Here is a 26657-nt window from a genome sequence, read left to right as displayed (position 1 = left end):
CGGCCGCGACGGTAGGGAATTACTGCGGGGTACGGGAGGCGTGGTCGCGGTGTTGGTGGCGGCGCAGGAGGACGTCGGCGTCGGTTTCTGCGCTGCGGTTGCCTTGGGCGCGGGCGTCGCCTCGGGTGATGGCGAGCTCCGTGCACGTTTCGCAGCCGGGGGTTGGGACGGGTGGGCGGTTGAGGGCGTCGTCCGGCTGGACTGGCTGGTGCAACAACGTCACACCCGCCGCTTCGTACGGTGGTTCGCCGCCCTCAGCGTGGCGTCGATCCGTTCCTCCTGTGTTGCCGGGCGGAGCAGTGCCGGGTCGGCCTCCCACTCGCGGCCGCCGCCTACCGGGCGCAGCATCGCGTACGGGCCCGCCTTGTCGCGATACTCCCCCACCTTGCGCGTACCCGGGTCATAGACGAGCGCCCCCGGCTTCAACTGCCCTGCTTCGTCCGCCATTTCCACTCCGTACGTTCTTTGCCATTCGCACCTGCCAGGGGTGCATGACTCATTACTCTGGGTGAATCAAGCGTTGCGTAGCGGAGCGTGGCGTTTCAACGCCGGACGCGTGCCACTGGCCCACTGTCACGGAGGAAGTTGTGAGCCGACGTAATGCCGAAGGGGGTTCGGCCGCCACCACCGGGGCCGTTTTCGGGGAGCTGCTCAAGCACTTCCGCGAGGCGGCAGGGCTGACGCAGGAGGGGCTGGCGAAGGAAATCCCCTGCGATCGCTCGCATGTGGCGCGGGTGGAGGCGGGGACGCGGGTCCCGCAGGACACGTTCGCCAAGAAGTGCGACGAAGTCCTGGATACGGGTGGTGTGTTGCTGCGGTTGTGGGGCCGGATTGATTGGTATCCGCAAGTGGAGCATCCGGATTGGTTCAAGCGCAGGGCTGAGATGGATGCGGTGGCCGTTGCCCTGCGGGAGTATCAGGAGCGCGTCGTGCCGGGGCTGTTGCAGACACCGGACTACGCGCGGGCGCTGTTCTCCCGCGTCGCGAGCGGCGACGAGTTGGAGGAGCGCGTTCGGGCCCGGCTGAGCCGACAGCAGCGCTTCCTCGTCGAGGGCGGTCCACTGTACGTCGTGGTTCTGGACGAGAGCTGTCTACGGAACGTGGTGGGCAGCCCGGCCGTCATGCGTGACCAGTGCGCGCACCTGCTGAGCGTCGGACGGCGCCCCAACATCCGTATCCAGGTCGCCCCGGCAAACATCCCTGAACTCGTCCGCCCCAACGCCCCCTTGTCGTTGATCACGCTGCCCGACGGCCACAGGTGGGTCTACTCGGAGTCGCTGGATCGTGGCCATTTCAACGATGATCCAGCCATCTACGCAGGCCATGAGCAGACCTATGATGCGCTCAGGGCGGACTCTCTGTCGGCCCATGAGTCTGCCGCTGTGATCGGCGAGACGATGGAAGGATACGGGCGCGATGGACAGGATCGATCTCAGCAGGGCGACCTGGGTCAGGAGCAGCTACAGCGGCGACAACGGCGGCAACTGCCTGGAAATGGCGACCTGGGTGAAGAGCAGCTACAGCGGCGACAACGGCGGCGACTGCATCGAAGTAGCCCCCGATTTCCCCACCGTCGTCCCCGTCCGCGACAGCAAAACCCCTGACGGACCGGTCCTGTTGATCAACCGCTCAGCCTGGTCGTCCTTCATCTCAGCCGTACGGGAACCCAACTTCACCTGACTACGGCCTCTCCCCCGCCTTGTCGACGACCGCCTGCTCAGTGATGGCTTTGGACGTCAGCAAGTCGCCCGGCATGTTCGACCCGCACCGTCCGCTCGTCGCACTGCCCGCGTAGAGCCGCCGCTCCCCCAGGTACTCCAGGGTCTTCTCGTCGAAGATCCAGTCGATCCGTTCCTGCATGCCCTTGTCGGTGCGGCCGATCGCCACCCCGCTCCGGCCCAGCGCGTCGCGTACGTCCCCGACCACCGTCACCCCGGGAAGCTTCGCGACGGCCCGGAACAGTGCGGCGGCCACCTTCGGCGGGACGATGTTGTCGCTGAGGATGGTTGTGGCCGTGAGGTAGGCGGAATCGTGGCTCCTGGCACGGGGGTTCTCGCCCTTGTGGAGCCAGGCGTACATGGCGTCCGGGTCGGTGGGGAGCGCCTCCAGTTCGCGGTAGTCCGCCGGCGCCTTTTCGTTCGCCCACGTCTTGGGGTGGACCTTCTCCTCGTACGTGCCCGAATCCCCCGGCTTGCCCAGATCCGACCTGTGCAGGCCCCAGCGCGTACCGTCGACCGATCGCCACATCTCGAACTCCGTGAGGTCGTGATCGGGCACGGGACAGGTGTCGTCGAAGGTGGCTTCGATGTAGTCGTCCTGGCTTTTGACGTAGACGAACTGGTCGTCGCGAACGGGCAGTTGCTCGGATCGCTTCTCGGCGGCCCCCGCGATCCGCTCCAGCAGCGGGCGGTCACCGCCCGCTGCTGCCACCTCCCCGGAACGGGTGACCGTGACGCCCAGGACCACCGCGCCCGAGAGCACGGCCGCCAGCGCGGGGGCCACGAAGGACGGACGGTGCCAGAAGGCCCGTACGGCCGGATCAGAGGAACCGTTCTCGGTCTGCTCGGTCTTGTCGGTCTTGTCGGTCATCCGGTGCTCACCTCGAGCTTTCGGCTCAGAGCCTCTGGCTGGTCGTCACTACGACGCCCGGGGCCAGTAAGACGTTCGAGCTGACGAGGTTGAGCGCTCGAGGTTCTCAGCCGACGTCGGCGTACGAGTGCTTGCCGCTCACGAAGATGTTCACGCCGTAGTAGTTGAACAGCCAGCAGGCGAAGGCGGCGAGGGCGATGTACGCGGCCTTGCGGCCCTTCCAGCCGGCCGTGGCGCGGGCGTGGAGGTAGCAGGCGTACGCGACCCAAGTGATGAAGGACCAGGTCTCCTTGGGGTCCCAGCCCCAGTAACGGCCCCAGGCGTCGCCCGCCCAGATGGCGCCCGCGATGATCGTGAACGTCCACAGGGGGAAGACGGCGGCGTTGACGCGATAGGAGAACTTGTCGAGGGAGGCGGAGGAGGGCAGCCGCTCCAGGACGGAGGTGGCGAAACGGCCCGGCGTGCCGCCGCCGGCCATCTTGTTCTCGTACGAGTCCTTGAACAGGTACAGGATCGTGGCGACCGCGCCCACGTAGAAGACGGCGCCGCAGAAGATCGCCGTCGATACGTGGATGTAGAGCCAGTACGAGTGGAGGGCGGGAACCAATTGGTCACTGGCGGTGTACAAGACAGTGACGGCAAGTCCGAGATCGAGGAGGACCGAGGTGACCAGGGGGAGGCCGAGCCAGCGGATGTTCTTCTTCAGCGCGAGGAGTGAGAGGTACACGCCTACGGCGACGGTGGAGAAGGTGATGTTGAACTCGTACATGTTGCCCCACGGTGCCCGCTGCACCGAGAGGGCCCGTGCGAGCACTCCGCCGAACTCGATGAGGAAGGCGAGCACGGTGAGCGACACGGCGATACGTCCGTAGAGGTCGCCCTGTTCGTCCCCGCCGTGCGCGCCGGGTCCGTCCGGCACGTCCCGCGCACCGGCGGCGGCCCGCGTGACGACCTTGGGCCGCTCCAGAACGGCCGTGCCACCGGCTTTCTTCACGGTGACCTCGGGCGCCCCGCCCTTCTTCGCGCCCTTCGCGTCGGCAGTGAGCGCGGCGGCCGTGCGGCTGACCTTGCTGCGGCTGCCGAAGGTCCACTCGGCGATGTAGGCGAAGAAGGCCAGCGTGTAGACGGCCATCGCGGAGTAGATCAGCGTGTTGCTGAGGTTCGCGAGGTTTTCGTTGGTCGCGGCGGCGAGGTCGGTTGCGGCGGCGAGAGTCACTTCTTCTCAGCCCCTTCGGCAGGTACGGCTTGGGGGTCGGGGGTGGTGGCGGCTTCGGAAGCCTTGGCGTCGGCCTCAGCTTCGGCTTCGGAAGACCTGGCCTCCGGCTCGGGCTTGGCGTCGGGCTCGGCGGTGGTGGCCCTGGCTTCAGCCTCGGAGTCCGGCTCGAGCTCGGCGTCTGGATCCCGTGCGCCAGGAGCCGTGTCGTACAGGACGGCCGCCAAGTCGCCCAGTTCCTCGGGGACCTTCGCGGACTCGCTGCGGCCGAGGCCCGCCATTTCGACGACCGTGACGCCGCCGGGGCCCGCGGTGGCGCGGACCCAGACCCGGCGGCGCTGGATGAACAGGGAGGCGGCGAGGCCGAAGATGGCGGCCAGGGCTCCGGCGAGGGCCCAGCCGCTGCCGGGCTGTTGGGTGACCTGGAAGCCGGCCCACTCCTTGATGTCCTTCTCGAAGGTGACCGAGCCGGCGCCGTTCGGGAGCTTCATGGTCTCGCCTGGGAGGAGGCGTTGCTTGAACAGTTCGCCCTTGGAGTCCTTGAACTCCTTCATGTTCTTCGTGTCGAGCTGGTACACGCTCTGCGGGAGACCCGAGTTGACGCCCAGGTCGCCGTGGTAGGCGGACAGCGCCAGTACGGGGAAGTCCAGCGCCGGGAACTGGGACAGCATCTCGCCCTGGCCCGCACCGGCGAAGGTCGGCACGAAGAAGGCATTGAAACCGAGCTGTTCCTTCTGGCCCTGGGCGTTGGTGTAGCCGTCGAGGACCTTGATCGCGCCGGAGGAGGTGACGTTGGAGTCGAGGGGCAGCATCGGCACGGCCTGGCTGAAGACGACGTCACCCTTGGCGTCGCGGACGGTGACGACGGGAGCGTAACCATGGCTGACGAGGTAGACGTTCGAGCCGTCGATCTTCAGCGGCTCGTTGACCTCGATCGTCCGCGTCTTCTCCTTGCCGTCGGCGCCTTCGCTGTAGGTGACGTCGGCTTCGTAGGTGCGCGGGGTGCCCCTGTTGGGCCCGGTCCGCTCGTACGTGCCCTTGAAGTCCTTCAGGTTGAAGCTGAACGGATTCAGGTTGTCGTTGCTGAAGAGGTTCCCGGACTTGAAGTCGTCGTACTGCGTGAGGGTGTTGGCGAAGCCGTCGCCCTCGATGATCAGCTTGTTGCCCTCGGACTTGAAGAGCTGGCCCCAGGCGAAAGCGATCAGCATCACGATCAGCGCGATGTGGAAGGCGAGGTTGCCGACCTCACGGAGGTAGCCCTTCTCGGCGGCGACGGCGTCCCCGGCGGTGTGCGCGCGGAAGCGCCGTTTCTTCAGCAGCGTGAGCGCGGCCTCGCGGACCTGCTCGGGCTCGGCCTCGGTCCGCCAAGTCGTGTACGCGGGCAGCCGGGTCAGGCGGCGGGGCGCGCCCGGCGGCCGGCCGCGCAGCTGGCCGACGAACTGCCAGGTGCGGGGCACGATGCAGCCGATGAGCGAGACGAACAGCAGGATGTAGATCGCCGAGAACCATACGGAGCTGTAGACGTGGAACAGCCCGAGCTTCTCGTAGATCGGCGTCAGCGTCGGGTGGTCCTGCGCGAACTGCTCGACCTTCATCGCGTCGGTCCCGCTCTGCGGGATCAGCGAGCCGGGAATCGCCCCGAGCGACAGCAGGAAGAGCAGGAGCAGCGCGACCCGCATGGAGGTGAGCTGCCGCCAGAACCAGCGGGCCCAGCCGATGACGCCCAGCGAGGGGAGGTTGGGCGCGTCCTCGCGGGGGGCGGTGGAGAGCTGCGAGCCGGCGGCGCCGAGCTCGCTGTCGTCCCGTACGGCGGTGCTGTCGTCCTGCGCGGCGGTGCCCTTGCCGGTGTCAGTGGTGCTCATGGATCAGACCCCTACGACGAAGCCGTTGGACCAGACCTGCATCTCCTGCACGAGGCGGTCCCATGCGCCCGTCAGCAGGAGCACTCCGGTCAGGATCATCATGGTGCCGCCGATCCGCATCACCCAGACATAGTGACGCTTGACCCAGCCGAAGGCACCGAGCGCCTTACGGAAGGCGACCGCGGCGAGCACGAAGGGCACGCCGAGACCGAGACAGTACGCGACGGTCAGTATGGCCCCGCGGCCCGCGCTCGCCTGGTTGGAGGAGAGGGCCAGCACGGAGGCGAGGGTCGGGCCGATGCAGGGCGTCCAGCCGATCCCGAACAGCGCGCCGAGGACGGGGGCGCCCACCAGTCCCGTCACCGGCCGCTTGTGGATCCGGAATTCGCGCTGGGTGAGCCAGGGCATCAGGCCCATGAAGAAGATGCCCATGAGGATCATGAGCCCGCCGAGCACCTTGGAGAGGGTGCTCTGGTGCTCCAGCAGGGTCGAGCCGAAGTAGCCGAAGAGCGCCCCGCCGGAGACGAACACGGCGGTGAAGCCGAGCACGAAGAGGGAGGTGCCCAGAACCATGCGCCCGCGCCGTGCCTCGGCCAGGTCGGTGCCGGTGACTCCGGTGACGTACGAGAGGTAGCCGGGTACGAGCGGCAGGACGCACGGCGAGAAGAAGGACACGAGGCCGCCGAACATGGCGACCGGCAGGGCGAGCAGCAGGGCCCCGCTGAGGATTGTGGTGTTGTTGTCTGTGGCTGCGGCGAGGAGAGACACGAGCGGTCACTTCTCCGCGAGGATCGGCTTGATCATCTTGCGGAGCTTTTCCTCGCTGAGCGGCTGCAGCGAGCGCGAGGCGATGTTGCCCTCCCGGTCGACGACGATCGTGGAGGGGATCGCCTGCGGGTTGAGCGTGCCCTTTTCGAAGCGGAGCATGAGCTTGCCCGTCGGGTCGTACAGGCTGGGATAGGTGACCCCGTACTCCTTCTCGAAGGCCACCGCGGGTTTGGTGCTGGTGTCGCGGGTGTTGATGCCGACGAACTGTACGCCTTGGTCCTTGAGGTCCTCGGAGACCTTGACGAAGTTCTTGGCCTCCAGGCGGCAGGGGCCGCACCAGGAGCCCCAGACGTTGAGGACGACGATGTCGCCCTTGTAGTCGGCGACATCGAGTTGCCCGCCGTCGATGGTCTTGCCGGAGAGCTCGGGGGCTGCTGCCCGCTCGCCCTTCTCGACGGTGGCGATGCCGTCGGTGCCGGTGACGAAGCCGGTGTTGCCCGACCCTCCGGACGTACCCCCGGATCCGCATGCGGTCAGCGCCAGTGCCGCGACGGCGGCCCCGCTGGTGAACAGGGCGGCGCGACTACGCGTACGACTGGACGGGCGGGTGCGGTTCGAGCGCTGGGGGTCGTGGCTTGCGGCACTCATGTGAAAAGTTTCGCATGTCCGTTCCGGGGATCTTGCGCACCCCCCTCACGGGTGGAAACCCACACGTCAGGCTGCGTTTTCGGACCCTTCCTCGGCCCCGTTCTCGGCTCCCTTCGAGGGGCTCGCGGCGACATCCCCGAGGTAGGCGTTCCAGCCACCCACCGGCTCCTGCCCGACATCCAGCGCCCGAAGCTTCTCGAGCACTTCCGGCTTCTGTACGTCCAGCCAGTCCACGAACTGCCGGAAAGACACGAGTCGTACGTCCTTCTTGCCGGCCATGTGCTTCAGGGCTCCCTCAACGGCGTCCATGTAGATGCCGCCGTTCCAGTCCTCGAAGTGGTTGCCGATGAAGAGGGGGGCGCGATTCGTCTCGTATGCCCGCTTGAATCCGGCGATGTACGCCCCGGTTGCCTGCTTGCGCCAGCCCGGGTAGTTGGCGGGCGGGGCCTTGGTGGAGTTGAGGGACTGGTTGGCGAGGATGTTGTAGTCCATCGAGAGGACCTCGAAGGTGTGGCCGGGGAACGGGATCGACTGGAGTGGCAGATCCCACAGGCCCTGGTTCTTTCCGGGCCATTGCTGGCGGCCGCCGGGCGAGGAGGCGTCGTAGCGCCAGCCGAGTTCGCGGGCGGCGGGCAGCAGGTTCTCCTGGCCGAGCAGACAGGGCGTGCGGCCGCCGATGAGTTCCTTCTCGTAGTCGAAGGGCAGCGCGGGCAGATCGGCCCAGCCCGTGTTCGTACGCCATTCCTTGACGAAGGATTTCGCCTGGTCGATTTCGCTGCGCCATTGCTTGGGCGTCCAGTTGGCGACGGTGCCGGTGCCGCCGCAGAAGTGGCCGTTGAAGTGCGTGCCGATCTCATGGCCGTCGAGCCAGGCCTGTCGTACGTACTTCAGTGTCGACTTGACGTGGTCGTCGGTCAGATATCCGATGTCGGAGGCGCCCGGCGCATTGTTCGGCGGAAGGTACTTGCGCTTTTTCGACTCGGGCAGGAGATACAGCCCGGTGAGAAAGAACGTCATGTGTGCGTCGTGCTCTTTGGAGAGGTTCAGGAACCGCTCGAAGAGTCCGTTGCCGACGTCTCCGGCTCCGTCCCAGGAGAACACCACGAACTGCGGCGGTGTCTGGCCGGGTTCGAGGGGTTCGGGCTTCGGGGGCTGGTGGGGCTGCTTGCCGGTGTAGGCGGTGGAGCCGTCGCCTATGGGGCGGTCGGTGCTCCCTTTGCCCTTATCCTTGCCGGAGTCTTTTTCGGAACCTTTGTCACTGCCGAAACCGTTTCCCAATTCGGTACCGCAGCCCGCGAGTCCCACAGCCGCCGCAGCACCGGCTCCGAGTCCCAGCATTCCCCGTCGTGTCATGTGGCGCATTTCCGCCCCGTTCGTCGCGCTGTTCCGTGCCGGATGACACCGGATTAGAGGGCGCGACGAACATGGGGGTTGCTGGAAAGCGCGTCACAATTACCGTGCGGGACGGGGATGAACTTGTTACAGAGGAAATGGAACGAGAGGGCGCGATGAGCCGTCGCCTACGCGCCGAAAGCCTTGTCTTTGCCCTTGACCGGCTTCGCCCCCGCCAGCAGATGCGGAGGTACAAGATCCCGGGCGGGCTCGGAGTACCCGACAGAGACGATCTTGTCGTCCTGGTAGGTGAAGGTCGTCAGCGAGGCGAGGGTGCACTGCCGCTTGCGCGGGTCGTGCCACAGTCGGCGCCGCTCGACGTAAGAGCGCACGATCCAGATCGGCAACTGGTGCGAGACGCACACCGCTTCATGTCCGCGGGCCGCGTCCTTGGCGGCGTCCAGCGCCCCCATCATCCGTACGACCTGCTCCAGATACGGCTCACCCCAGGACGGCTTGAAGGGGTTGAAGAGATGCTTCCAGTTCTCGGGCCGGCGCAGCGCGCCGTCGCCGACGCCGAAGGTCTTGCCCTGGAAGACGTTGCCGGCCTCGATCAGCCGGCGGTCGGTCGCGAGGTCGAGGCCGTGCCGCTCGGCGATCGGGGAGGCCGTCTCCCGCGCCCGCTCCAGCGGCGAGGAGACGACATGCGTGATGTCCCGGGGGGCGAGGTGCTCGGCGACCCGCTCGGCCATCCGCAGCCCGAGCTCGGACAGGTGGTAGCCGGGCAGGCGCCCGTACAGAATCCCGTCCGGGTTGGCGACCTCGCCGTGCCGCACCACGTGTACGACGGTGATGTCACTCATGCTGCCGTGGCCTCCGCTGCTGCCCGTGCCGCCGCCGGAAGGGCGTCGGCGATCCGCTGGACCGCCCGCTCGTCGTGCGCCGTCGAGACGAACCAGGACTCGAAGGACGACGGGGGCAGATAGACGCCCTGCGCCAGCATCGAGTGGAAGAAGGCGGTGAAGCGGTACGACTCCTGCGCCTTCGCGTCCTCGTAGTTCCTGACGGGGCGGTCGGTGAAGAACACGGAGAACATACTCGAGGCGTTCTGCACCCGGTGCGCCACGCCCTCCTTGGTGAGCGCGTCCGACACCAGCGTACGGAGCTGCTCGGACACCGCGTCGACCGTGGCGTACGCCGCGTCGTCGAGGAGCCGCAGCTGGGCGAGCCCGGCGGCGGTGGCGACCGGGTTCCCGGAGAGGGTGCCCGCCTGGTAGACGGGCCCGGCGGGCGCGAGGTGCGCCATGACATCGGCGCGGCCACCGAAGGCCGCGGCCGGGAAGCCGCCGCCCATGACCTTGCCGAAGGTCATGAGATCGGGACGTACGCCATCAATCCCGAACCATCCGGACTTACTGGTCCGGAACCCGGTCATGACCTCGTCCGAGATGTACAGCGCACCGTTTTCCGCACAGGCGTCCTTGAGCCCCTGGTTGAAGCCGGGCTCCGGCGGCACGACGCCCATATTCCCGGGCGAGGCCTCGGTGATGACGCAGGCGATCTGGCCGGGGTGGGCGCGGAAGGCTTCGCGGACGGCGTCGAGATCGTTGTACGGGAGGACGACGGTGTCCCCGGCCTGGGCACCGGTGACGCCGGGGGTGTCGGGCAGCGCGAACGTGGCGAGTCCGCTGCCCGCGGCGGCCAGCAGGGCGTCCACATGCCCGTGATAGCAGCCGGCGAACTTGATCACCTTGGCTCGCCCGGTGTAGCCGCGGGCGAGACGGATGGCGGACATGGTCGCCTCGGTGCCGCTGGAGACGAGCCGGACCTGGGCGACGGGCTCGACCCGGGCGACGATCTCCTCGGCGAGCGCGACCTCGCCCTCACCGGGCGTACCGAAGGACGTACCGCGAGCGACGGCCTCCTGGACCGCCGCGATCACCTCCGGGTGGGAGTGGCCGAGGATCATCGGCCCCCAGGAGCAGACGAGGTCCACGTACTCCCTTCCGTCGGCGTCGGTCAGGTACGGACCGGTGCCGGACACCATGAACCGGGGCGTACCACCCACGGCGCGGAACGCTCGCACGGGAGAGTTCACGCCGCCGGGTGTGACGGCCGCCGCACGGTTGAAAAGAGCATGAGAAACTGGGGCGTCGTATTCGTACGGATAGTTCACACAGCCATGGTGTCAGAGGCCTCGAAGATCCTGCGGACAGGTGTTTCAACGCACGTTTCGGCGCGCGACCGCGGGGGAGGTCACTGACATGATGATCGGGTTGCGTGGCGGGGATGGCGCACCTTAGATAAGCAGTCGGGTGGAGATATGCATCGCGGTGGCGGACTGGGCGAGGGGACCGATGACCTCGGTCCTCGCCGTGCCCGGCGGGGAAGGCACCGACGCGAGGCGGAAGCGGCGGCCGAGACACGCGAAACCCGCGAGGTACGGCAGACGGAGAGTGAGCCCGAGCCGGGCGAGCGGATCGACGGGCTGAACGGGCTCCGTCGGTTCGACGCCCCACGGGCAGGGAGCAGGAATGGTGGCCGGGTGGGGGTGACGTACAAATACTTCGGGGCTCCGGACGGCGCGACAGCCGCTCGCGTCCCCATCTCCATGCGCCCAGAGGAACTCGGCGGCGACGAGCTCGGCATGAACGGCATGTTCACGAAGATCAAGCCGGAGACGATGGCCGCGATGGTCCTCACCGGCATAGAGGGCGTACCGCTGAACAAGGTCCCGCCGCTCGAACTCGTAGTCCTGCACCCGGACTACGCCGTAGTCAAGCTCCCCATGACGGTCGTAGACCCCCTACGCGGAATAGGCGAGGAGGCAGTCGGCGCGGCAGCCTTCATCTGGTCGACGGTCCCGGACCGGGGCGGGCCGAGGGACGCGTTCAACGTGTACCAACTGCTGCACGAGTGGCAGGACTTCAGCCATCGGTTGCATGAGGCGGGGCATCAGCCGTACTGCCTTGTGTGGCCCTGACCTGGGGTTTCACTGATATCGGGCGGGGTCTTCGGGCCTCGCCTTTTTCAGTGCGTCGGTGAGAGGGTTCGGCGCCCGCGTTCCCCACCGGGGGGCGTCACAGGGGCGCTGACCTTCCCCCGTGGCGGGTGAGGCGCGAGGCGCGTACTTCGGGTGCGATGGGCAGGAGCGGCGGAGTGTGTGCCGGCCACTGCCCGGCCGACTCCGCGTGCGTACCGGCCGACTCGGCGAGGTGGACACCGTGAAGCAATGGCGGGCGCTGATCGTCCTCGGTACGGCCCAGTTCCTCATGGTGCTGGACACCTCCGTCATGAACGTGTCCATCAGTCAGCTGGTCGAGGACTTCGACACAGAGGTCACCGCCATCCAGGCCGTCATCACTCTGTACGCACTGGTCATGGCGGCGTTCATGATCATCGGCGGCAGATTGGGGGACATCCTGGGGCGTCGCCGTATGTTCCTTCTGGGTCTCGTCGTCTACGGCGTGGGGTCGGCCCTGACCGCCGTGGCACCCACCCTGTGGGTCCTCACACTGGGCTGGTCCGTCATCGAGGGACTGGGAGCCGCGATGGTGCTGCCGGCCATGGCCGCCCTCGTCGCGGAGTCGTATCGCGGGAAGGACCGGGCCGTCGCCTACGCGGTGATCGGCGGGCTCGCCGGTGCCGGGATCGCGGTCGGCCCGCTGCTGGGCGGCTGGGTGACGACGTACCTCACCTGGCGGCTGGTCTTCGCCGGCGAGGTCGTGGTCGTCCTGGCCGTCCTGCTGTGCCGCCGGGTGATCACGACGCCCGCCCCGACCGGCCCGCGCCCCCGGCTGGACGGCGTCGGTGCCGTGCTCTCCGCGGCCGGACTGGGACTGGGTGTGCTCGGGGTGCTGCAGAGCAGCACCTGGGGATGGGTGCAGCCCCGCAACCCTCCCTTCACCGTCTTCGGCTTCGCACCGACGCTGTTCGTCGTCGGCGCGGGGGCGGCCGTCCTGGCCCTCTTCCGGCACTGGGAGCGGCGGCGGGAGCACCAAGGTGCCGACCCCCTCGTGCACCTGTCCCTGCTGGGCAGACCCGTGCTGCGGTCCGGCCTGATGACGCTGCTGAGCCAGAACCTCATCCTGCTGGGGCTGTTCTTCACGATCCCGCTGTACTTGCAGGTGGTCCAGGGATTCGACGCCTTCGAGACGGGGCTGCGCCTGCTCCCCGTGTCCGCCACCATGCTGGTGACCTCCCTTTCCGCGTCCTCGCTGGGACGGGTGTGGGGGCCGCGCCGGGTCGTCCGGCTTGCCCTGGTGACCCTTGCCGCGGCCATCGTGTGGCTGCTGGCCACCATCGACCCGGTCATCGACGACGCGCAGTTCGCCGGAGCCATGGCCCTGCTGGGCGTGGGCGTCGGCCTGCTCGCCTCGCAGCTGGGCAACGTCGTCCAGTCCGGCGTCGGCGAGGAGGAACGCAGTGAGGCCGGAGGACTCCAGTTCACGGCACAGAACCTGGGCTCGGCGCTGGGCACCGCGCTCATCGGGTCGATCCTCATCGGTGCGCTGGCCCACGCCTTCACGACGCAGGTGGCGGACAATTCGCGGCTGTCCGAACAGACCCGTGAGGAAGTCGGTGTCGCCCTCCAGGCGGGGGTCACCTTCGTCTCCACCAATCAGGTGCGCTCGGCGGCCGAGCGTGCCGGGTTGCCAGCGTCGGAGGTCGACGCCGTCGCGGACTCCTACGCCTCCGCGCAGCTGGACGGTCTGAAGGCGGCGGTCCTTGCCACCGGCGGCATCGCTCTCGCCAGTTTCCTGGTCACTCCGCACCTGCCGACCGCCCGGGACAGCCGTCCGCGGCAGCCGGACACCGATGCTGCGGCGGGGGCGACCGGATCGACGCGCTGAGTCCGGAGGGAGTCACCGGTGTTCAGGACCAGGATCGTCCCGGCCACGGCTCGCGGGGAGCGCCGTGCCGAGCATCGGGCCCGCGCGGACTACACGGGCGGCGTCTACGGATCCATGCTCGCGGCCTCCGTGGTGATCGGCGCCGGCTCCCTGGGCGAGTTCCCGCGCACCGAGCTGGTGCTGCTGCTGTTGCTCACCGGCGTGGTGTTCTGGATCGCGCACGTGCATGCCCAGTTGTTCGGGGCGCGCTTGTCGCAACAGGCTCTGGACCGCCGTGTCGTGCTGCACGTATGCCGTGACGAGTGGCCGATCGTCAAGGCCGCCGTCCCGCCGGCCGCCGCGGTCACCGTCAGCCCGCTCCTGGGCCTGGACGTGCAAGGTGCCCTCTGGCTGGCTCTCTCCGTCTCCGTGGCCGGGCAGGTGGGCTGGTCCGTGGCCGCGGCACGCCGCGCCGGTGCTTCGCGGCGGCTTGTGGCCGCCACCGCATCGGTCAACCTGTTGCTCGGTCTGCTGATCATCTCCTTCAAGATCGTTCTGACGCATTGATCTGTGGCGTCCGTCTTGATCTGTGGCGTCCGTCTTGATCTGTGGCGTCCGTCGCCGGGCGGCGGTCACCTGTACCGGGTGAGGCCCGAAGGAGCGAGGAAGCGGACGATCGCAGGGAAGGGCGCCGTCCGCCTGTCCCAGGCAGTCGAGGGGAGGACAGCTCGTGCGCTACGAGATCCGAGTCGAAGGCCACCTGTCGGAAACGCTGGCCAAAGCCTTCCCGGAGCTGGGCCACGTGGTGATGTCCGGCCAGACCGTCCTGTTCGGCCCTGTCGTGGACGAGGCGCACCTGTACGGGCTGCTGGCGCGCTGCCAGTCACTGGGACTGCGCGTCTTGGAGATGCGGCAGGTGCCGGAGTGACAGGACCGGGCGGTGTGCGATACCGGATCGCTCGGAGCGCCATGAGCATCCGGCCGGCCCGCTGGACGGCGAACCGTAGCGATCTCGCGTGGTGACCGGGCATGCGTCCTCAGAGCCGCTCCGCCCTGATCCGACCGGAGCGGCAGGCGGCTTCCAGCGCCTCCGAGTCCCGCTCGTTCTGGTCGGCGTAGGACTGGGCGAACCCGGTGAGCGCGCGGTCGAAGCGGTCGCTGCCGCCCAGGTAGGCGGCGAGGGCGAGGGGATCGCCCGAGCGGGCGTGGGCCCGTGCCAGGGATGCCCCGCACAGCCGGCCGAAGAGGGCGAGCAGGCGCGGCCCCATGGTCTCCGGCCGTGCGATGCCCTTCCAGTCCCACAGCTGGCGCACGTAGAAATCCCGGCCCTGCCCGTCGAGGCCCACGACATGCGTCCAGCCCAGGAAGATGTCGCCGGTGGTCTGCATCAGGCGCTGTCCGGCCACCACCCGGCGGCCCTGGTTGTCGTAGCGCTCACCGCCCGTGTGGGCGGCCAGCACCGACTCCTGGGCCTCCTTGGCCTGCAGCAGCAGGGGATCGTCGTCGTCCCTGCCGAGCAGGAGCAGCACCCAGCAGCGCGTACCGACACTGCCGACGCCCACCACCTTCCGGGCCATGTCCACCAGGTGGTAGTGACGCAACAGGTGCCGGCGTTCGGACGGCAGGGTCCGTGCGTACCCGTCCAGAAGGGTCTGCAGCTCCTTCTCCCGCCCGGCTTCGGACGGGTCGGCCGACAGCTGATCGAGCGGCGTGATCAGCGGTGGGTCCGGTGCGATGCGCCGGCCCTCGGCTGTGACGCGGGTGAGCTTCTCGAAGGCCTTCAGGTGCGTCCGCGTGCGGGCCCGCGCCGTGGCCTCGGCCGTACGACGCCTGGCCTCCCTGTCCAGTGACTTGTCGTTCGACGACGCCAGCAATTCCCGCAGCCGGTCGGCGTCGTCCTGGGCGTACCAGATGTCCAGGGTGCGCATGCCGGCGAACTCGCGCATCCGCTCCCGGTACGCCTCCACGCAGCCCCGCACCGTGCTGTTCTGTTCCTTGAGCGAGAAGCCGTTCGCGCGGGCCGCCGTCGCGAAACCGGCCGCCAGCCGCTTGACGTCCCATTCGAACGGCCCGGGCAGCGTCTCGTCGAAGTCGTTGATGTCGAAGACCAGACGGCGCTCCGGCGAGGCGAGCAGCCGGAAGTTCAGGGGGTGGGCGTCCCCGCAGAGCTGTACCTGGAGTCCGGTGTTGGGGAGGGGCGCCAGGTCAGCTGCCATGATCGCGGCCGCTCCCCGGTAGAAGCGGAACGGCGACTCGAGCATGCGGCCGTAGCGGATCGGCACCAACTCCGGTACACGATCCGCCGACTGACGCTCAATCACCTCGATCGGGTCCGGTCGCCGCTGCGCCGTCTCGTACCAGCCGTGACACGAGCGCGACGCCCGCCTGCGCGCGTTCCTGCCGTACGCCGCTCGCTCGGCCGGCGACAGGGACGCGGTGAAAGCGCTGGGTACGGTCATGGTCCGGCCTCCCGGTCCGGCGGCGTCCCGGCGTCGGTACCGGAACGCGGCTGAGCCGACGGTTCTCGGCGCTGCCGGCGCAGCCCCGCCTGGACCGCGCTCGCCAGCACCCGTGCGGCGACGCCCACGAGCAGCAGCCCTCCCGCCATCTGCAGCATCGTCAGCACGCGCCCGGTCTGGGAGCGTGCCGTGATGTCCCCGTAGCCGACGGTGCTGAAGGTGGTAAGAGTGAAGTACAAGGCGTCCGTTCTGGTCATCGGCTCGCTGAAGGAGCCCGGGGTGGAGCGCTCCAGCAGGTAGTAGGCGCCGGCGAAGAGGACCAGGAACAGCGCCAGCGTGGCGGCCAGGGCCTCGACGGCCTTCAGGCGCGGGTGGGGTGAGCGCGCGATGGCCCGCACCTCCCACCCGAACACCAGCAGCACCGCCACCAGACCGCACACGAGCAGCACAGACGCACCGGCCGTACCGCGCTCGTCCAGGGGCAGCAGGTAGTAGGCGGTGACGAGACCGACGGCGATGAGCACGGCTCGGGCGACGGCGACGACCGCCGCCCACCGGCGGGGGCGGAGCCGAAGGCGCCGCCGGTGGGCGGCGGCCGGCCCGGACCGGGCGCGGTCCGTCCGGTCGGTGCGCGGATCGCTCATCTCGTGTCTCTTCGTTCCGTTCGGCCGGAAGGCCGATGGGCCGGGCTCCGGGCTCCGGGCTCCGGGCGGGCCTGGAGCCGGGGGCCGGGGCCGGGCGGGCCGGGGGCCGGGCTCCGGGCGGGCCTGGAGCCTGGGGCCGGGGGCCGGGCTCCGGGGGATTCCCACCTCACCGCCACGGAGGCATCGCCGGATCACCCGTGGTGGGTGACCCCGGCACCCGGTGACAGGCGTGAGCCTGGAGCGGTCAGGTCCTCGCACACCGCCCCGTCACACTCCGCCCCGCCGGCGGTCCGGAGGCGACCACTCGATCACGCGTGGAGGAGCCATGACCATGCCGCACGGTCCGGCATCGAAAACCGGACAGGAACACGAGCCCGACGGGGCTGCCCCCGGCCCGCTGGACGACCCCGCGCAGGCACTGGGGCGGCTCGGCCGTTCATGGACCTGGCTCTTGGGCTCGGCCGTCGCGACGCTGGTGCCGGGCGTCCTGGTACTGGTCTGGCCGGAGGGAACCCTGCATGTGCTGGCGGTCCTCATCGGCCTGTACCTGCTGGTGACGGGGGCGTTCCGGTTCGTTGCCGTCTTCGCGAGGGAGGGGCACGAACGGCTCCCGGGGCTGCTCCTGGCCGTGCTGTACGTCCTGGCCGGGGTGCTGTGCCTGCGGAACCCGCTGCAGACGATCGCCGCGCTCTCACTGATCGTCGGGGTCGTCTGGCTGGTGTCCGGCATCCTCACCCTCTACGCGGCCCTCGCCACCAAGGACCTGCCGCACCGCGGGGTCGTCCTGGGCGCCGCGGTGCTCGGCATCGTCGCGGGGATCGTGGTGCTCGCCCTGCCGGCCGAGTCTGCCCGCGCCCTGACCCGGCTGCTCGGCCTGTGGCTCGTCCTGCTCGGCCTGGCCGAGGCGGTGGTCGCCCTCGCGTGGCGGGCCGCGCTCCGAAAGACGCACACCACGGGGCCGCCCGCCCCCGCCGAGACGGCCTGACACCGCACACCGCACCCGCCGCGGCAGACGCAGCGGACCCGGTCGCTCCCCTCCACACCGTCATCCCGAGCGGCGACCGTCACGGCCGGAGCGGCGCACACGGAAAGGAGCACCCATGAACCCGGCCGCGACGCCGGATTCGCCGGACTCCGGCGGAGCCGCGCACCAGAAACACGTCATGACCGCCGAGGAGCGAGCGGAATACGAGCGACTGCGCCGGCACGCGGCGGTGCGCCACCGACGGGTACGCCGGGCCGGCTCCATCGTCCTCCTCCTGCTGGCCCTGCTGCTCGCTCCCCTGGCCGTGGTCGCGGCCTGGGTCCAGGACACGGTCTCCGACACCGACAGGTACGTGGAGACCGTCGCGCCGCTGGCGTCCGAGCCGCCCGTGCAGGAGGTCGTGATCAACCGGCTCACGGACCGCGTGGTGGCCAACGTGGACGTCGCGGCGGTGACGGACTCGCTCGTCAGGGCCCTCCAGGACGCCGGGGCGTCCCCCCGTGTCGTGGAGGGGGCCGAGTCCCTCGAGGGTCCGCTGCGCAACGCGGTCAGGACCGTCGTGGACCGCACCGTCACCCGCGTGATCACCAGCGACGCCTTCCAGCAGGTATGGGAGGGCGCCAACCGGCGCTCGCACGCCGCCGTGGTGAACATGCTCACCGGAGAGCGCGAGGGTGCCGTGCGCGCCGAGGGCGACACCGTCCAGCTGAACGTGGGAGATGTCGTCGACGAGGTTCGGGAACGGCTCGTCGACGCGGGCTTCGACAAGGCGGCCGCCATCCCGGACACGGACAGGACGATCACGCTGTTCCACACCGAGGAACTGGGCAAGGCGCAGGACGCGATGCGGCTGCTGGACATCCTCGGCACCTGGCTGCCCGTCCTGACCGTCGTGCTCGCCGCGCTCGCCGTGTGGACCGCTCCGGCACACCGGGTGATGCTGATGATCACCGCGACGGGTGCCGGCGTGATGATGGTCGTGCTGCTCGTCGCACTGGCCGTGGTCCGACGGGTCTATCTGGACTCGGTCCCGCCCACGACGCTGCCCACCGACGCGGCGGCGGCGATCTACGACACGTTCGTCCGGTTCCTGCGCGACAGCACGCGCACGCTGCTGGTCGTCGCGGTGGTCACGGCACTGGTGGCGTACCTGTACGGTCCCGGGCGTCCCGCCCGCGCCGTCCGCACCGCGGCGGTCAGGGGCACGACGGCCGCCGGCCGGGGGCTGCGCCGTGCCGGAGTGCGCACCGGGGCCACCGGACGCTGGCTGACGGACCACCGGGCATGGACCACCGGTGGCGTCATCGCGGCCGGAGCGCTGGCGCTGGTGCTCTGGAACCACCCCACGGTCGGAGCGGTGGCGCTCGTTCTGGGCATCGCCCTGGCTGTCATCGTCGTGGTGGCGATCCTCGCGGCCGCCGCGGGCCCGACCGCCGGGCATGAGGACCGGGCGGCGGTCCCGTGAGCCATGGCGAGAAAATCCCGCCCCGCCCCGGCGTCCCGCAGGCGCACGGCGGTGGAGCGGGCCCTGGCGAGCCTGCGGTCCGGTCCGATGGCCCGGCTGCTTCCCCGCCTGTCGGCGCTCAACGTCGTGGAGGGCTCCGTGAGGCTGGCCGCGCAGGCCTTCATCACCGCGCTCCCGCTGCTGATGACCGTCGCGGCGTTCGCCCCCCAAGGGGTGCAGGACCTACTGAGCGACTCCCTCCGTGCGGTTCTGGGGGTGCGCGGCGACACGCTCGACGAGGTACGCCGTGCCTTCACCGCCACCGGCACACCACGGGACGCCGTCGGAGCTGTGGGCGTGGTGGTGACCCTCGTGTCCGCCACGGCCTTCAGCCGGGCGCTTCAGGCGGTCTGCGAACGGTGCTGGCACCTGCCCCGGACACCGGTGCGGGCCGCGGTCTGGCGCTGGCTGCTCTGGCTGCTCGTCTGGCTGGGCGTCCTCCTGATCCAGGCACCGCTGCGCAGCGGGTTCGGCGGCGGCGCGGTGATCGGAGGGATGCTGTCCCTGCTGTCGGCGACGCTGCTGTGGTGGTGGTCCCAGCATCTGTTGCTGGGCGGCAGGATCGGCTGGCGGAACCTGCTGCCGGGAGCGCTGCTCGCGGGCACGGGCACGGTCGGGCTGAGCTGGGCCGCCGGCCTGTTCGTGCCCACGGCCATGGAGCGCAGTCTGCAGGAGTTCGGCCCGCTGGGGCCCGTCTTCACGTTCCTCTCCTGGTTGATCGCCGTGTTCCTGGTGGCCGTCTCGGGCCTCGCCCTCGGCCAGTACGTCGCCTCCTCCGACTGGTACCGGACAGCCGCCGTCCCCCGCCGTACGCGGGCCGAACCCTGATCCCACCGCAGGAGCGCATCCATCAAGTGCCGGGCCGCCCGCAGGCTCACCCGCGTCGGGTGAGGCCAACCGGCCCTGGCCATGCCCACGCTGAAGACAGCACACAACGGCGGCCGGGCGAGCGCCCGGGACGGAGACGAGACATGAGCGCGCAGACGTACCTGGCGTACGACTACCCCTTGCTGAGCATCTTCTGGAGCATGCTCCTGTTCTTCCTGTGGATCATGTGGTTCATCCTGCTCTTCCGCGTCGTCGTCGACATCTTCCGCGACGACGCGATGAGCGGGTGGGCGAAAGCCGGCTGGCTGGTGCTCACCATCCTGCTGCCCTTCCTGGGCGTCTTCGTCTACGTGATCGCCCGCGGCAAGAACATGGGCCGCCGCGAAATAGCGCAGGCCCGAGCACAGCAGGAAGCCTTCGACGCCCACATCAGGGAGGCCGCAGGCGGCACGGGCCGACCCAGCAGCGCCGACGAACTCGCCAAGCTGTCCGAGATCCGCGCACGCGGCGACATCACCGACGAGGAGTTCCGCAGGGCCAAGGAACTGGTCCTGACCGGCCACGGCCCGGCGGAGCACGCCGGCTCCACCGCCCGCACCCCCGGTCGCTGAGCATCCGCACACCACGAATCGAGGCGCAAGATGACCGCAACACACACCCGGCCGGAACCTACGGCCAAGCAGGAATGGGCAACCGGCCTGACGGTCTTCGCGGCCGTGATGCTCTTCCTCGTCGGCCTGCTCGACATCTTCCGGGGCATCATGGCCATCGCCGAGGACGACATCTTCGTCACGACGCGCCAGTACGTGTTCGAGTTCGACCTGACCGGCTGGGGCTGGGTCCACCTCGCTCTGGGCGCGGTCGCCGTGATCGTCAGCGTCGGGCTGCTCAAGGTCTCGGTGTGGGGGCGTGTCGCCGGCGTGGCCATCGCCGGACTCGTCATCATCGCCAACTTCCTCTCCCTGCCGTACTACCCGGTGTGGTCGATCGTGATGATCGCGCTCTCGGGCTTCATCATCTGGGCCCTGTGTGTGGTCCAGCGCGACAACCTCTTCGATCTGTCCGAGGAGCGCCCACTGTCCGAGGAGCGCCCGCCGCACAAGGTGTGAGGCAGAGGAGAAGGGCCGACGGTGGGACGACACGGCGGGAACACGAGGGGGGCTGGAGAGGCAGGTGCCGCGGCCGTACGCGAAGACAGCGCCGGACGGGCTCGTCTCGCCGTGCTCGCCCTGCTGGGCAGCATCCTGGTGCCGCTCGTCGCCGCCGGTCTGCGGAGCGTGCTGTGGGCCCTGGTCGGCATCGCCGGACTGGCGCTCGCCGCCGTCGGGGTGTGGTGGACCCTGGCGCACACCGGTGGGCTGCGTGCCCTGGGCGCGGCCCTGTCGCTGGCCGCGCCGCTCGCTGTCCTCGCCCTGTTTGCCACGTACGGCATGCTGGGGCCGGCCTTGGTGTCCCTGGCCCTGTGGCTGCTGGCCGTCACGGCGGCACGTACGGCCCTGGCACCTGGTCACACCGCCTCCGAACAGGCTGTCACCGAGGCGCCCCGCGCCCCCTGGGTCCTCATGAATCCGCGCTCCGGCGGCGGCAAGGTGGGTCGTTTCGATCTGGTGGAGAAGGCCCGGGCGGCGGGCTGCCGTGTCGTCCTGCTCGACGTGGGCCGGCACCAGGACGTCACCGAGCTGGCCCGGCAGGCCGTCACCGAGGGAGCCGATCTGCTGGCGGTGGCGGGCGGCGACGGCACCCAGGCGCTGGTGGCCGAGGTCGCCGCGCACCACGACCTTCCCTTCGTGGTGATTCCCGCCGGTACGCGCAACCACTTCGCCCTCGATCTCGGCCTAGACCGTGACGATCCGGCGGCCGCCCTGGAAGCTCTGACCCACGGCGTCGAACTCCGCATCGACCTCGGGTACGCCGCGGACCGCGTCTTCGTCAACAACGCCTCGTTCGGCACGTACGCGTCCGTCGTCACCGACCCCGCGTACCGGGACGCCAAAGCCCGCACGACCCTGCGCACCCTTCCCGGCCTCCTCACCGGCGAGGACGCGCCCAGGCTGCGGGCGCGGGCCGACCAGACATACGTCGATGGACTTCAGGCGCTGCTCGTCAGCAACAATCCCTACGGCCGTGCCGTCGACGCGGCGCATCCGGGGCGCAGGGAGCGGCTGGACTCGGGGCTCCTCGGCGTGGTGTGCGTGCGGGTCGCCGGCACCGCCCAGGCGGCGCGCATGGTGCGCGGTCCGCGCTCCGGGGGGCTCATCCGGCTGAGCGCCGGGGAAGTCGTCGTCGAAGCCGACACGGACGCCCTCCCGGTCGGCATCGACGGGGAACACGTCGTTCTGCCGTCACCCGTCGTGTGCCGCAGCGCGCCCGGGGCACTCCGGGTCCGCGTGCCACGCCGTCGCCCCGGCACGCCACAGGCGGGCGGGACGGCGGCCGACTGGCCGCGCGTGGCACGGCTGGCGCTGGGCCGTCTGTTCCCGGGCCGGGAAGAACGGCCGTCACCCTCGCCTCGCTGCTGATGTAGGCGTGACGCTAAGCGGCCTGGCCGAGGTTCGCTGCGGTACGGCCGTGCCCGATAAGGGCGCCGGGATCAGCGGCGCACTTCGCCGCGCCCGCTTGGCGCCGTAACCCGAAAATGTAGTGGCCGCGCGGGCTCGGGGCCACATACGTTCGCCTCCATGGTTGACGCAACTTTCGGGCATCCGCGCCTCGCCGCCATCTACGACCCGCTCGATCCGGACCGCAGCGATCTCGACGCGTATCTCGCGATGGCGGAGGAGTTCGGGGCGCGGTCCGTGCTGGACATCGGGTGCGGTACGGGCGTGTTCGCGCTGCTGCTCGCCGAGCGCGGGATTACGGTCACCGGGATCGATCCCGCGCGGGCGTCCGTCGACGTCGCGCGTGGCAAGCCGGGCGCGGAGCGGGTGCGCTGGCTCGACGGCGACGCGGGGGACCTGCCGCCCATGCAGGTCGACCTGGTGACGATGACCGGGAACGTCGCCCAGGCGATCGCCGATCCGCAGGCGTGGCGTACGACGCTGCGCGGCGCGTACGAGGCGCTGCGGCCCGGCGGGCGGCTTGTCTTCGAGACGCGCGATCCGGCGCAGCGCGTGTGGGAGGAGTGGGCGGAGTGGACGCGCGAGACCACGTACCGCGTGACGGACATCCCGGGCGTCGGCCACGTCGAGACCTGGGCCGAGCTGACGGACGTGAGCCTGCCGCTGGTGAGCTTCCGGGGTACGCACGTGTTCGCTGCGGACGGGGACGTACTGACCTCGGAATCGACACTGCGCTTCCGCGAACGTGCGGAGATCGAGCGGGACTTGCACGAGCACGGCTTCGTCGTCGAGGACGTACGCGACGCACCCGACCGGCCGGGCAGGGAGTTCGTGTTCGTGACACGGCGCGGTACCGCAGGGCCCGTCCCTCCCGGAATGCCCTAGGAAGCGTGCGCACCACACAGCGCCGGGCAGACGGGACTTTGAAGATGAGGACCCCGGCGAATCGTCTGCGTTTGCCCGTGACTTGGCCGATCTCATCGGCGACCTACGCGCGATCGACACGCGTGGCCGCACGTTTGCCGGCACAGGCCGAGGAGGCGACCTGCAATCCCATGACGCGTGGATGGAGACCTGTTTCACGCACAGTGAGCAGCTCCTGGATGTCCCTCGACTTCGCCGCATCTGGGCGACTTTGCGCGATCTGCCGCGAGGTGCGGCCGAGGACGTCATGGCCCATTGCGATCTGATTCCTGGCAACGTGCTCGTGTCCGCCGGTCGGCTTGCGGGGATTCTCGACGTGGGCGGCTTCGGGCCGGCTGACCCTTCGCTGGATCTCGTGAGTGCGTGGCATCTGCTCGAGGCCGGGCCGCGGCAGGTTCTCCGCGATCGCCTGGGCAGCGACGACCTTGAATGGGAGCGAGGCAAGGCGTGGGCTTTCGTTCAGGCGATGGGGTTGGTCTGGTACTACGTCGAAAGCAACCCGGCCATGAGTCGGATGGGCCGACGATCCTTGGAACGTGTCCTGGCGGACAAGTCGCTCGCGTGACGTGTTCGCCTTGAGCATGGCCGCTGACCGTCTTGATCGTGAGGTTGAGGCAGCCGACACGGGAAACTCACACGTCACGGACACCTACGCAACGCATCAGTCCCCTCTCGGATGACTTGCCCGGTCGTTGTACGTAGATGGGCCGGGGCCTGCCCGGTCAGCGGGGAGTGAACACCGGACAGGCCCTGGCGGATTTGGGCGCCGCTGGGCGCTGGGGAGGTCGGCTGGGGTGGTCCCGTCGCCGGCCGTCAGTCAGTCCAGATGCAGCAGGACCGTGGTGTCCGGCGGCAGCATCCCGTCCTTGCTCAGCGGTCCTGACGCGATGAGGGGGCTGCTGGCGTCGGGGAACGGGATCGGCTGGTCGGTGAGGTTGACCGCGCACAGCAGGCCGTTGCCGCGTTCGAAGAGGAGTGTGCCGGCCGGGCTGTCCAGCCAGCGGAACTCCTCTCCCCGCAGGTTGGGGTTGGTGCGGCGCAGGCGCAGGGCGGAGCGGTAGAGCTGGAGCATGGAGGTGCGGTCGGCCTGGTTGGCTTCGGCGGTGTAGGACTTCCAGTCGTCGGGCTGGGGAAGCCAGGGCGTGGCCGACCCGTACGTGCTGAAGCCGAAGGGCGGGGTGTCGCCGGTCCAGGGGAGGGGGACGCGGCAGCCGTCGCGGCCTCGGACCGTGTGGCCGGAGCGTTCCCAGGTGGGGTCCTGGAGGGCCGACTCGGGGAGGTCTTCGACCTCGTACAGGCCCAGTTCCTCGCCCTGGTAGATGTACGCGCCTCCGGGCAGGGCGAGCATCAGCAGGGCCGCCGCTCGGGCGCGGCGGGTGCCGAGGGTGAGGTCGGTGGGGTGGCCCTGGTCGCGCATCGGGGTGGTGACGCCGGTGTGGGCGCGGCCGTAGCGGGTGACGTGGCGGGCTTCGTCGTGGTTGGACAGCACCCAGGTGGCGGGGGCGCCGACCTTCGCCAGGTCGGTGATCGTGCGGTCGATCACCTGCCTCAACCTGTCCGCTTCCAGGGCGCATCTCAGGAAGTCGAAGTTGAAGGCGGTGTGGAGTTCGTCGGGGCGGAGGTAGTCGGGCATGCGGCCGGGGCGCACGTTGGCCTCGGCGACGAAGGCGCGGGGGTCGGGGTAGCTGTCGGCGATGACGCGCCAGCCGCGGAAGATGTCGTGGACGCCGTCGCGGTCCCAGTGCGGGTGGTTCTCCTGGCCCTCGTCGGCGAGGACGGAGAACTCCGTCAGGCCCAGGTCCGGGAGTGCCGGGTCCTTGACCATGCCATGGGCGACGTCGATGCGGAAGCCGTCGACGCCCAGGTCGAACCAGAAGCGCAGGATCGACTCGAACTCGGCTCGGACTTCGCCGTTGTCCCAGTTGAGGTCGGGCTGTTCGGGGGCGAAGAGGTGGAGGTACCACTGGCCGTCCGGCGTGCGGGTCCAGGTGGGGCCGCCGAAGGCCGCGTGCCAGTCGGTCGGGGGCTCGCTGCCGTCTTCCCCTTTCCCGTCACGGAAGATGAACCGGTCTCGTTCCGGGGAGCCGGGCGCCGCCGCCAATGCCTTCTGGAACCAGGCGTGTTGGTCGGAGGTGTGGTTCGGGACGATGTCCAGGATCACCCGCAGGCCCAGCTCGTGGGCCTCGGTGATCAGCTTGCGTGCCTCGTCGAGGGTGCCGTACGTGGGGTGGATGTCGCGGTAGTCGGAGACGTCGTAGCCGCCGTCGGTCAACGGGGACGGGTACCAGGGGTTGATCCAGATCGCGTCGACGCCGAGGTAGGACAGGTACTGCAGGCGGGAACGGAGACCGGCGATGTCGCCGGTTCCGTCACCGTCGCCGTCGGCGAAGCTGCGTATGTACACCTGGTAGATGACCGCGGAGCGCCACCAGGAGTCGTTCGTGCGGGTCGGGTCGCTCATGTAGCTCGGTCCTGTCGGAGGGGATGCATGGTCCACGCCGCCCGCTGGTCGACGTGGCTGGGCAGGCCGGGGTGGGGCGTATCGCATCGGGTTGCCCGCCCGGCTACCCCTTGGTCGCGCCTGCCGTGCCGCCGCGGACGAAGTGCCGCTGGAAGGCGAAGAAGACCAGGGCCACGGGGATGGTCATGAGCAGGGTCGCGGCGAGCTTGAGCGGGTACTGGTTGCCCGAGCCGAACTGGCCGGAGACGAGTGAGGCGACTCCGGATGTGAGGGTGTTCAGTTCCGGGCTCTGCCGGGACACGATGAAGTGCGGGAGTTCGTTCCATGATCCCTGGAACGACAGGATGGTCAGGGTGATGAGGGCCGGCTTGGCCATCGGCAGCACGACGGACCAGAAGGTCCGGAAGGTGCTCGCGCCGTCTATTCGGGCTGCTTCCTCGACGCTGACGGGGATCGACTCGAAGAACTGCTTCATGATGAACACCCCCGCGGCGTCGGCGAGAAGCGGCACGATCATGCCCGAGTAGGAGTCGTACATCCCGATCTGGTTGAGGACGAGGAATTTCGGGATGAGCAGGACGACGCCGGGCACGGCCATGACCGCGATGACGGCGGCGAACAGTGCGCCCCTGCCGCGGAAGCGCAGCCGGGCCAGTGCGTATCCGGCGAGGGAGTCGAAGAACACACGGCCCGCGGTGACGAGGAGTGCGACGACGACGGAGTTGGCGAACCAGCGCGGGTAGTCCGCCTCGGCGAGCCGGCTGAAGGCCGCTGTCGTGAAGGGGTCGGGCCACAGCGACAGCGGGTTGCCGGTCGCGTCCGCGTCGGTCTTGAAGCTCGTCGCGAGTTGGATGAGGAAGGGGTAGATGTAGGCCAGCGCGATGACGAGGAGGGCGGTGTAGCCGAGCGCGCGGGTGAGGCCGCTGCGGCGGCGTGTGCGTTTGCCGTCGGGGCGGGTTGCGGGATTGTCGTCCGCGTGCGCTGCGGTGTCTGCGTCGGCGAGCTTGGGTTGTGTGCTCATCGCGTGCCTCTGTGGACGTCGGCGGTGGC

At 69.5% G+C, this 26657-nt stretch carries 25 protein-coding genes and 2 pseudogenes; 14 read left to right on the top strand and 13 right to left on the bottom strand.

Annotation, left to right across the window (positions count from 1 at the left end; genetic code table 11):
- Positions 1-219: 219 nt before the first annotated feature.
- Complete coding sequence (locus OHT21_RS27115; protein WP_328770922.1) at positions 220-447, bottom strand: hypothetical protein; 228 nt, start codon at positions 445-447, stop codon at positions 220-222.
- A 140-nt stretch (positions 448-587) separates the two neighbouring features.
- Here OHT21_RS27115 and OHT21_RS27110 point away from each other — a divergent pair, with 140 nt between their 5' ends.
- Positions 588-1604, top strand: coding sequence for a helix-turn-helix domain-containing protein (locus tag OHT21_RS27110; protein WP_443050437.1), 1017 nt, complete (start codon positions 588-590; stop codon positions 1602-1604).
- Complete coding sequence (locus OHT21_RS44775; RefSeq protein WP_443050667.1) at positions 1546-1680, top strand: DUF397 domain-containing protein; 135 nt, start codon at positions 1546-1548, stop codon at positions 1678-1680. The genes OHT21_RS27110 and OHT21_RS44775 overlap by 59 nt, the downstream gene beginning before the upstream one ends.
- Here OHT21_RS44775 and OHT21_RS27100 read toward each other — a convergent pair.
- The 8 genes and pseudogenes from OHT21_RS27100 to hemL all read right to left on the bottom strand — a co-directional run.
- A pseudogene (locus tag OHT21_RS27100) lies at positions 1681-2604 on the bottom strand (CU044_5270 family protein); the annotation flags it as partial. It lies immediately after the preceding gene.
- A gap of 91 nt (positions 2605-2695) precedes the next feature.
- Positions 2696-3805 (bottom strand): c-type cytochrome biogenesis protein CcsB, encoded by a 1110-nt coding sequence (gene ccsB, locus OHT21_RS27095; RefSeq protein WP_328770920.1) that lies wholly within the window; start codon positions 3803-3805, stop codon positions 2696-2698.
- Complete coding sequence (resB, locus tag OHT21_RS27090; protein ID WP_328770919.1) at positions 3802-5664, bottom strand: cytochrome c biogenesis protein ResB; 1863 nt, start codon at positions 5662-5664, stop codon at positions 3802-3804. Before resB ends, ccsB begins: the two co-directional genes overlap by 4 nt.
- Positions 5665-5667: 3 nt before the next feature.
- The gene (locus OHT21_RS27085) at positions 5668-6432 is read right to left on the bottom strand and encodes a cytochrome c biogenesis CcdA family protein (RefSeq protein ID WP_328770918.1); all 765 of its coding nucleotides are present in this window, start codon (positions 6430-6432) and stop codon (positions 5668-5670) included.
- Positions 6433-6438: 6 nt separating this feature from the next.
- The gene (locus tag OHT21_RS27080; protein ID WP_328770917.1) at positions 6439-7080 is read right to left on the bottom strand and encodes a TlpA family protein disulfide reductase; all 642 of its coding nucleotides are present in this window, start codon (positions 7078-7080) and stop codon (positions 6439-6441) included.
- A 66-nt stretch (positions 7081-7146) separates the two neighbouring features.
- Positions 7147-8442, bottom strand: coding sequence for a hypothetical protein (locus tag OHT21_RS27075; protein WP_328770916.1), 1296 nt, complete (start codon positions 8440-8442; stop codon positions 7147-7149).
- A gap of 158 nt (positions 8443-8600) precedes the next feature.
- Complete coding sequence (locus tag OHT21_RS27070) at positions 8601-9275, bottom strand: histidine phosphatase family protein (protein ID WP_328770915.1); 675 nt, start codon at positions 9273-9275, stop codon at positions 8601-8603.
- A complete protein-coding gene (gene hemL, locus OHT21_RS27065) occupies positions 9272-10588 on the bottom strand; it encodes a glutamate-1-semialdehyde 2,1-aminomutase (protein ID WP_328770914.1) in 1317 nt (438 codons plus the stop codon). The genes OHT21_RS27070 and hemL overlap by 4 nt, the downstream gene beginning before the upstream one ends.
- A gap of 147 nt (positions 10589-10735) precedes the next feature.
- Here hemL and OHT21_RS27060 point away from each other — a divergent pair, with 147 nt between their 5' ends.
- From OHT21_RS27060 to OHT21_RS27045, 4 genes are all read left to right on the top strand, one after another.
- Positions 10736-11395 (top strand): hypothetical protein, encoded by a 660-nt coding sequence (locus OHT21_RS27060; RefSeq protein WP_328770913.1) that lies wholly within the window; start codon positions 10736-10738, stop codon positions 11393-11395.
- A 241-nt stretch (positions 11396-11636) separates the two neighbouring features.
- On the top strand, positions 11637-13265 hold the full coding sequence (locus OHT21_RS27055) for an MFS transporter (RefSeq protein WP_328770912.1): 1629 nt from the start codon (positions 11637-11639) through the stop codon (positions 13263-13265).
- Between the two features lie 18 nt (positions 13266-13283).
- Positions 13284-13811 (top strand): hypothetical protein, encoded by a 528-nt coding sequence (locus OHT21_RS27050; protein WP_328770911.1) that lies wholly within the window; start codon positions 13284-13286, stop codon positions 13809-13811.
- Positions 13812-13974: 163 nt separating this feature from the next.
- Positions 13975-14172 carry a hypothetical protein gene (locus OHT21_RS27045; RefSeq protein WP_031116763.1) on the top strand — a complete coding sequence of 66 codons (198 nt, stop codon included), beginning with the start codon at positions 13975-13977 and terminating at the stop codon, positions 14170-14172.
- A 109-nt stretch (positions 14173-14281) separates the two neighbouring features.
- On the opposite strand, the gene OHT21_RS27040 is transcribed toward OHT21_RS27045, so the two are convergent.
- Entirely contained in the window at positions 14282-15703 is a 1422-nt protein-coding gene (locus OHT21_RS27040) for a DUF2252 domain-containing protein (RefSeq protein ID WP_328770910.1), read from the bottom strand.
- Positions 15700-16347 carry a potassium channel family protein gene (locus tag OHT21_RS27035; RefSeq protein WP_328770909.1) on the bottom strand — a complete coding sequence of 216 codons (648 nt, stop codon included), beginning with the start codon at positions 16345-16347 and terminating at the stop codon, positions 15700-15702. The genes OHT21_RS27040 and OHT21_RS27035 overlap by 4 nt, the downstream gene beginning before the upstream one ends.
- Positions 16348-16672: 325 nt before the next feature.
- On the opposite strand from OHT21_RS27035, the gene OHT21_RS27030 reads away from it, so the two are divergent.
- From OHT21_RS27030 to OHT21_RS26995, 8 genes and pseudogenes are all read left to right on the top strand, one after another.
- Entirely contained in the window at positions 16673-17332 is a 660-nt protein-coding gene (locus OHT21_RS27030) for an HdeD family acid-resistance protein (protein ID WP_328770908.1), read from the top strand.
- A 115-nt stretch (positions 17333-17447) separates the two neighbouring features.
- The gene (locus OHT21_RS27025) at positions 17448-18797 is read left to right on the top strand and encodes a hypothetical protein (RefSeq protein ID WP_328770907.1); all 1350 of its coding nucleotides are present in this window, start codon (positions 17448-17450) and stop codon (positions 18795-18797) included.
- A gap of 3 nt (positions 18798-18800) precedes the next feature.
- The gene (locus tag OHT21_RS27020; protein ID WP_328770906.1) at positions 18801-19664 is read left to right on the top strand and encodes a YhjD/YihY/BrkB family envelope integrity protein; all 864 of its coding nucleotides are present in this window, start codon (positions 18801-18803) and stop codon (positions 19662-19664) included.
- A 143-nt stretch (positions 19665-19807) separates the two neighbouring features.
- Complete coding sequence (locus OHT21_RS27015) at positions 19808-20275, top strand: SHOCT domain-containing protein (RefSeq protein WP_328770905.1); 468 nt, start codon at positions 19808-19810, stop codon at positions 20273-20275.
- A 30-nt stretch (positions 20276-20305) separates the two neighbouring features.
- A complete protein-coding gene (locus OHT21_RS27010; RefSeq protein WP_328770904.1) occupies positions 20306-20773 on the top strand; it encodes a DUF7144 family membrane protein in 468 nt (155 codons plus the stop codon).
- Positions 20774-20794: 21 nt separating this feature from the next.
- Entirely contained in the window at positions 20795-22183 is a 1389-nt protein-coding gene (locus OHT21_RS27005) for a diacylglycerol/lipid kinase family protein (protein WP_328770903.1), read from the top strand.
- Between the two features lie 159 nt (positions 22184-22342).
- On the top strand, positions 22343-23107 hold the full coding sequence (locus tag OHT21_RS27000; RefSeq protein WP_328770902.1) for a class I SAM-dependent methyltransferase: 765 nt from the start codon (positions 22343-22345) through the stop codon (positions 23105-23107).
- A gap of 43 nt (positions 23108-23150) precedes the next feature.
- Positions 23151-23711: pseudogene (locus OHT21_RS26995) on the top strand (phosphotransferase); the annotation flags it as partial.
- 252 nt (positions 23712-23963) lie between these two features.
- On the opposite strand, the gene OHT21_RS26990 reads toward OHT21_RS26995, so the two are convergent.
- Complete coding sequence (locus OHT21_RS26990) at positions 23964-25607, bottom strand: glycoside hydrolase family 13 protein (protein ID WP_328770901.1); 1644 nt, start codon at positions 25605-25607, stop codon at positions 23964-23966.
- 103 nt (positions 25608-25710) lie between these two features.
- The gene (locus tag OHT21_RS26985) at positions 25711-26628 is read right to left on the bottom strand and encodes a carbohydrate ABC transporter permease (protein WP_328770900.1); all 918 of its coding nucleotides are present in this window, start codon (positions 26626-26628) and stop codon (positions 25711-25713) included.
- Between the last annotated feature and the right edge of the window lie 29 nt (positions 26629-26657).

The organism is Streptomyces sp. NBC_00286 (genome assembly GCF_036173125.1).
In the GTDB taxonomy this organism is placed as follows: Bacteria; Actinomycetota; Actinomycetes; order Streptomycetales; family Streptomycetaceae; genus Streptomyces.
This window is presented reverse-complemented; position numbering and strand designations above follow the sequence as displayed.

Coding starts and splice junctions, on each gene's coding strand:
- OHT21_RS27115 (WP_328770922.1), bottom strand. CDS start 447: ATGGCGGACGAAGCAGGGCAGTTGAAGCCGGGGGCGCTCGTCTATGAC.
- resB (WP_328770919.1), bottom strand. CDS start 5,664: ATGAGCACCACTGACACCGGCAAGGGCACCGCCGCGCAGGACGACAGC.
- OHT21_RS27080 (WP_328770917.1), bottom strand. CDS start 7,080: ATGAGTGCCGCAAGCCACGACCCCCAGCGCTCGAACCGCACCCGCCCG.
- OHT21_RS27075 (WP_328770916.1), bottom strand. CDS start 8,442: ATGCGCCACATGACACGACGGGGAATGCTGGGACTCGGAGCCGGTGCT.
- OHT21_RS27070 (WP_328770915.1), bottom strand. CDS start 9,275: ATGAGTGACATCACCGTCGTACACGTGGTGCGGCACGGCGAGGTCGCC.
- OHT21_RS27060 (WP_328770913.1), top strand. CDS start 10,736: ATGCATCGCGGTGGCGGACTGGGCGAGGGGACCGATGACCTCGGTCCT.
- OHT21_RS27040 (WP_328770910.1), bottom strand. CDS start 15,703: ATGACCGTACCCAGCGCTTTCACCGCGTCCCTGTCGCCGGCCGAGCGA.
- OHT21_RS27035 (WP_328770909.1), bottom strand. CDS start 16,347: ATGAGCGATCCGCGCACCGACCGGACGGACCGCGCCCGGTCCGGGCCG.
- OHT21_RS27030 (WP_328770908.1), top strand. CDS start 16,673: ATGACCATGCCGCACGGTCCGGCATCGAAAACCGGACAGGAACACGAG.
- OHT21_RS27025 (WP_328770907.1), top strand. CDS start 17,448: ATGAACCCGGCCGCGACGCCGGATTCGCCGGACTCCGGCGGAGCCGCG.
- OHT21_RS27020 (WP_328770906.1), top strand. CDS start 18,801: ATGGCGAGAAAATCCCGCCCCGCCCCGGCGTCCCGCAGGCGCACGGCG.
- OHT21_RS27015 (WP_328770905.1), top strand. CDS start 19,808: ATGAGCGCGCAGACGTACCTGGCGTACGACTACCCCTTGCTGAGCATC.
- OHT21_RS27010 (WP_328770904.1), top strand. CDS start 20,306: ATGACCGCAACACACACCCGGCCGGAACCTACGGCCAAGCAGGAATGG.
- OHT21_RS27000 (WP_328770902.1), top strand. CDS start 22,343: ATGGTTGACGCAACTTTCGGGCATCCGCGCCTCGCCGCCATCTACGAC.
- OHT21_RS26990 (WP_328770901.1), bottom strand. CDS start 25,607: ATGAGCGACCCGACCCGCACGAACGACTCCTGGTGGCGCTCCGCGGTC.
- OHT21_RS26985 (WP_328770900.1), bottom strand. CDS start 26,628: ATGAGCACACAACCCAAGCTCGCCGACGCAGACACCGCAGCGCACGCG.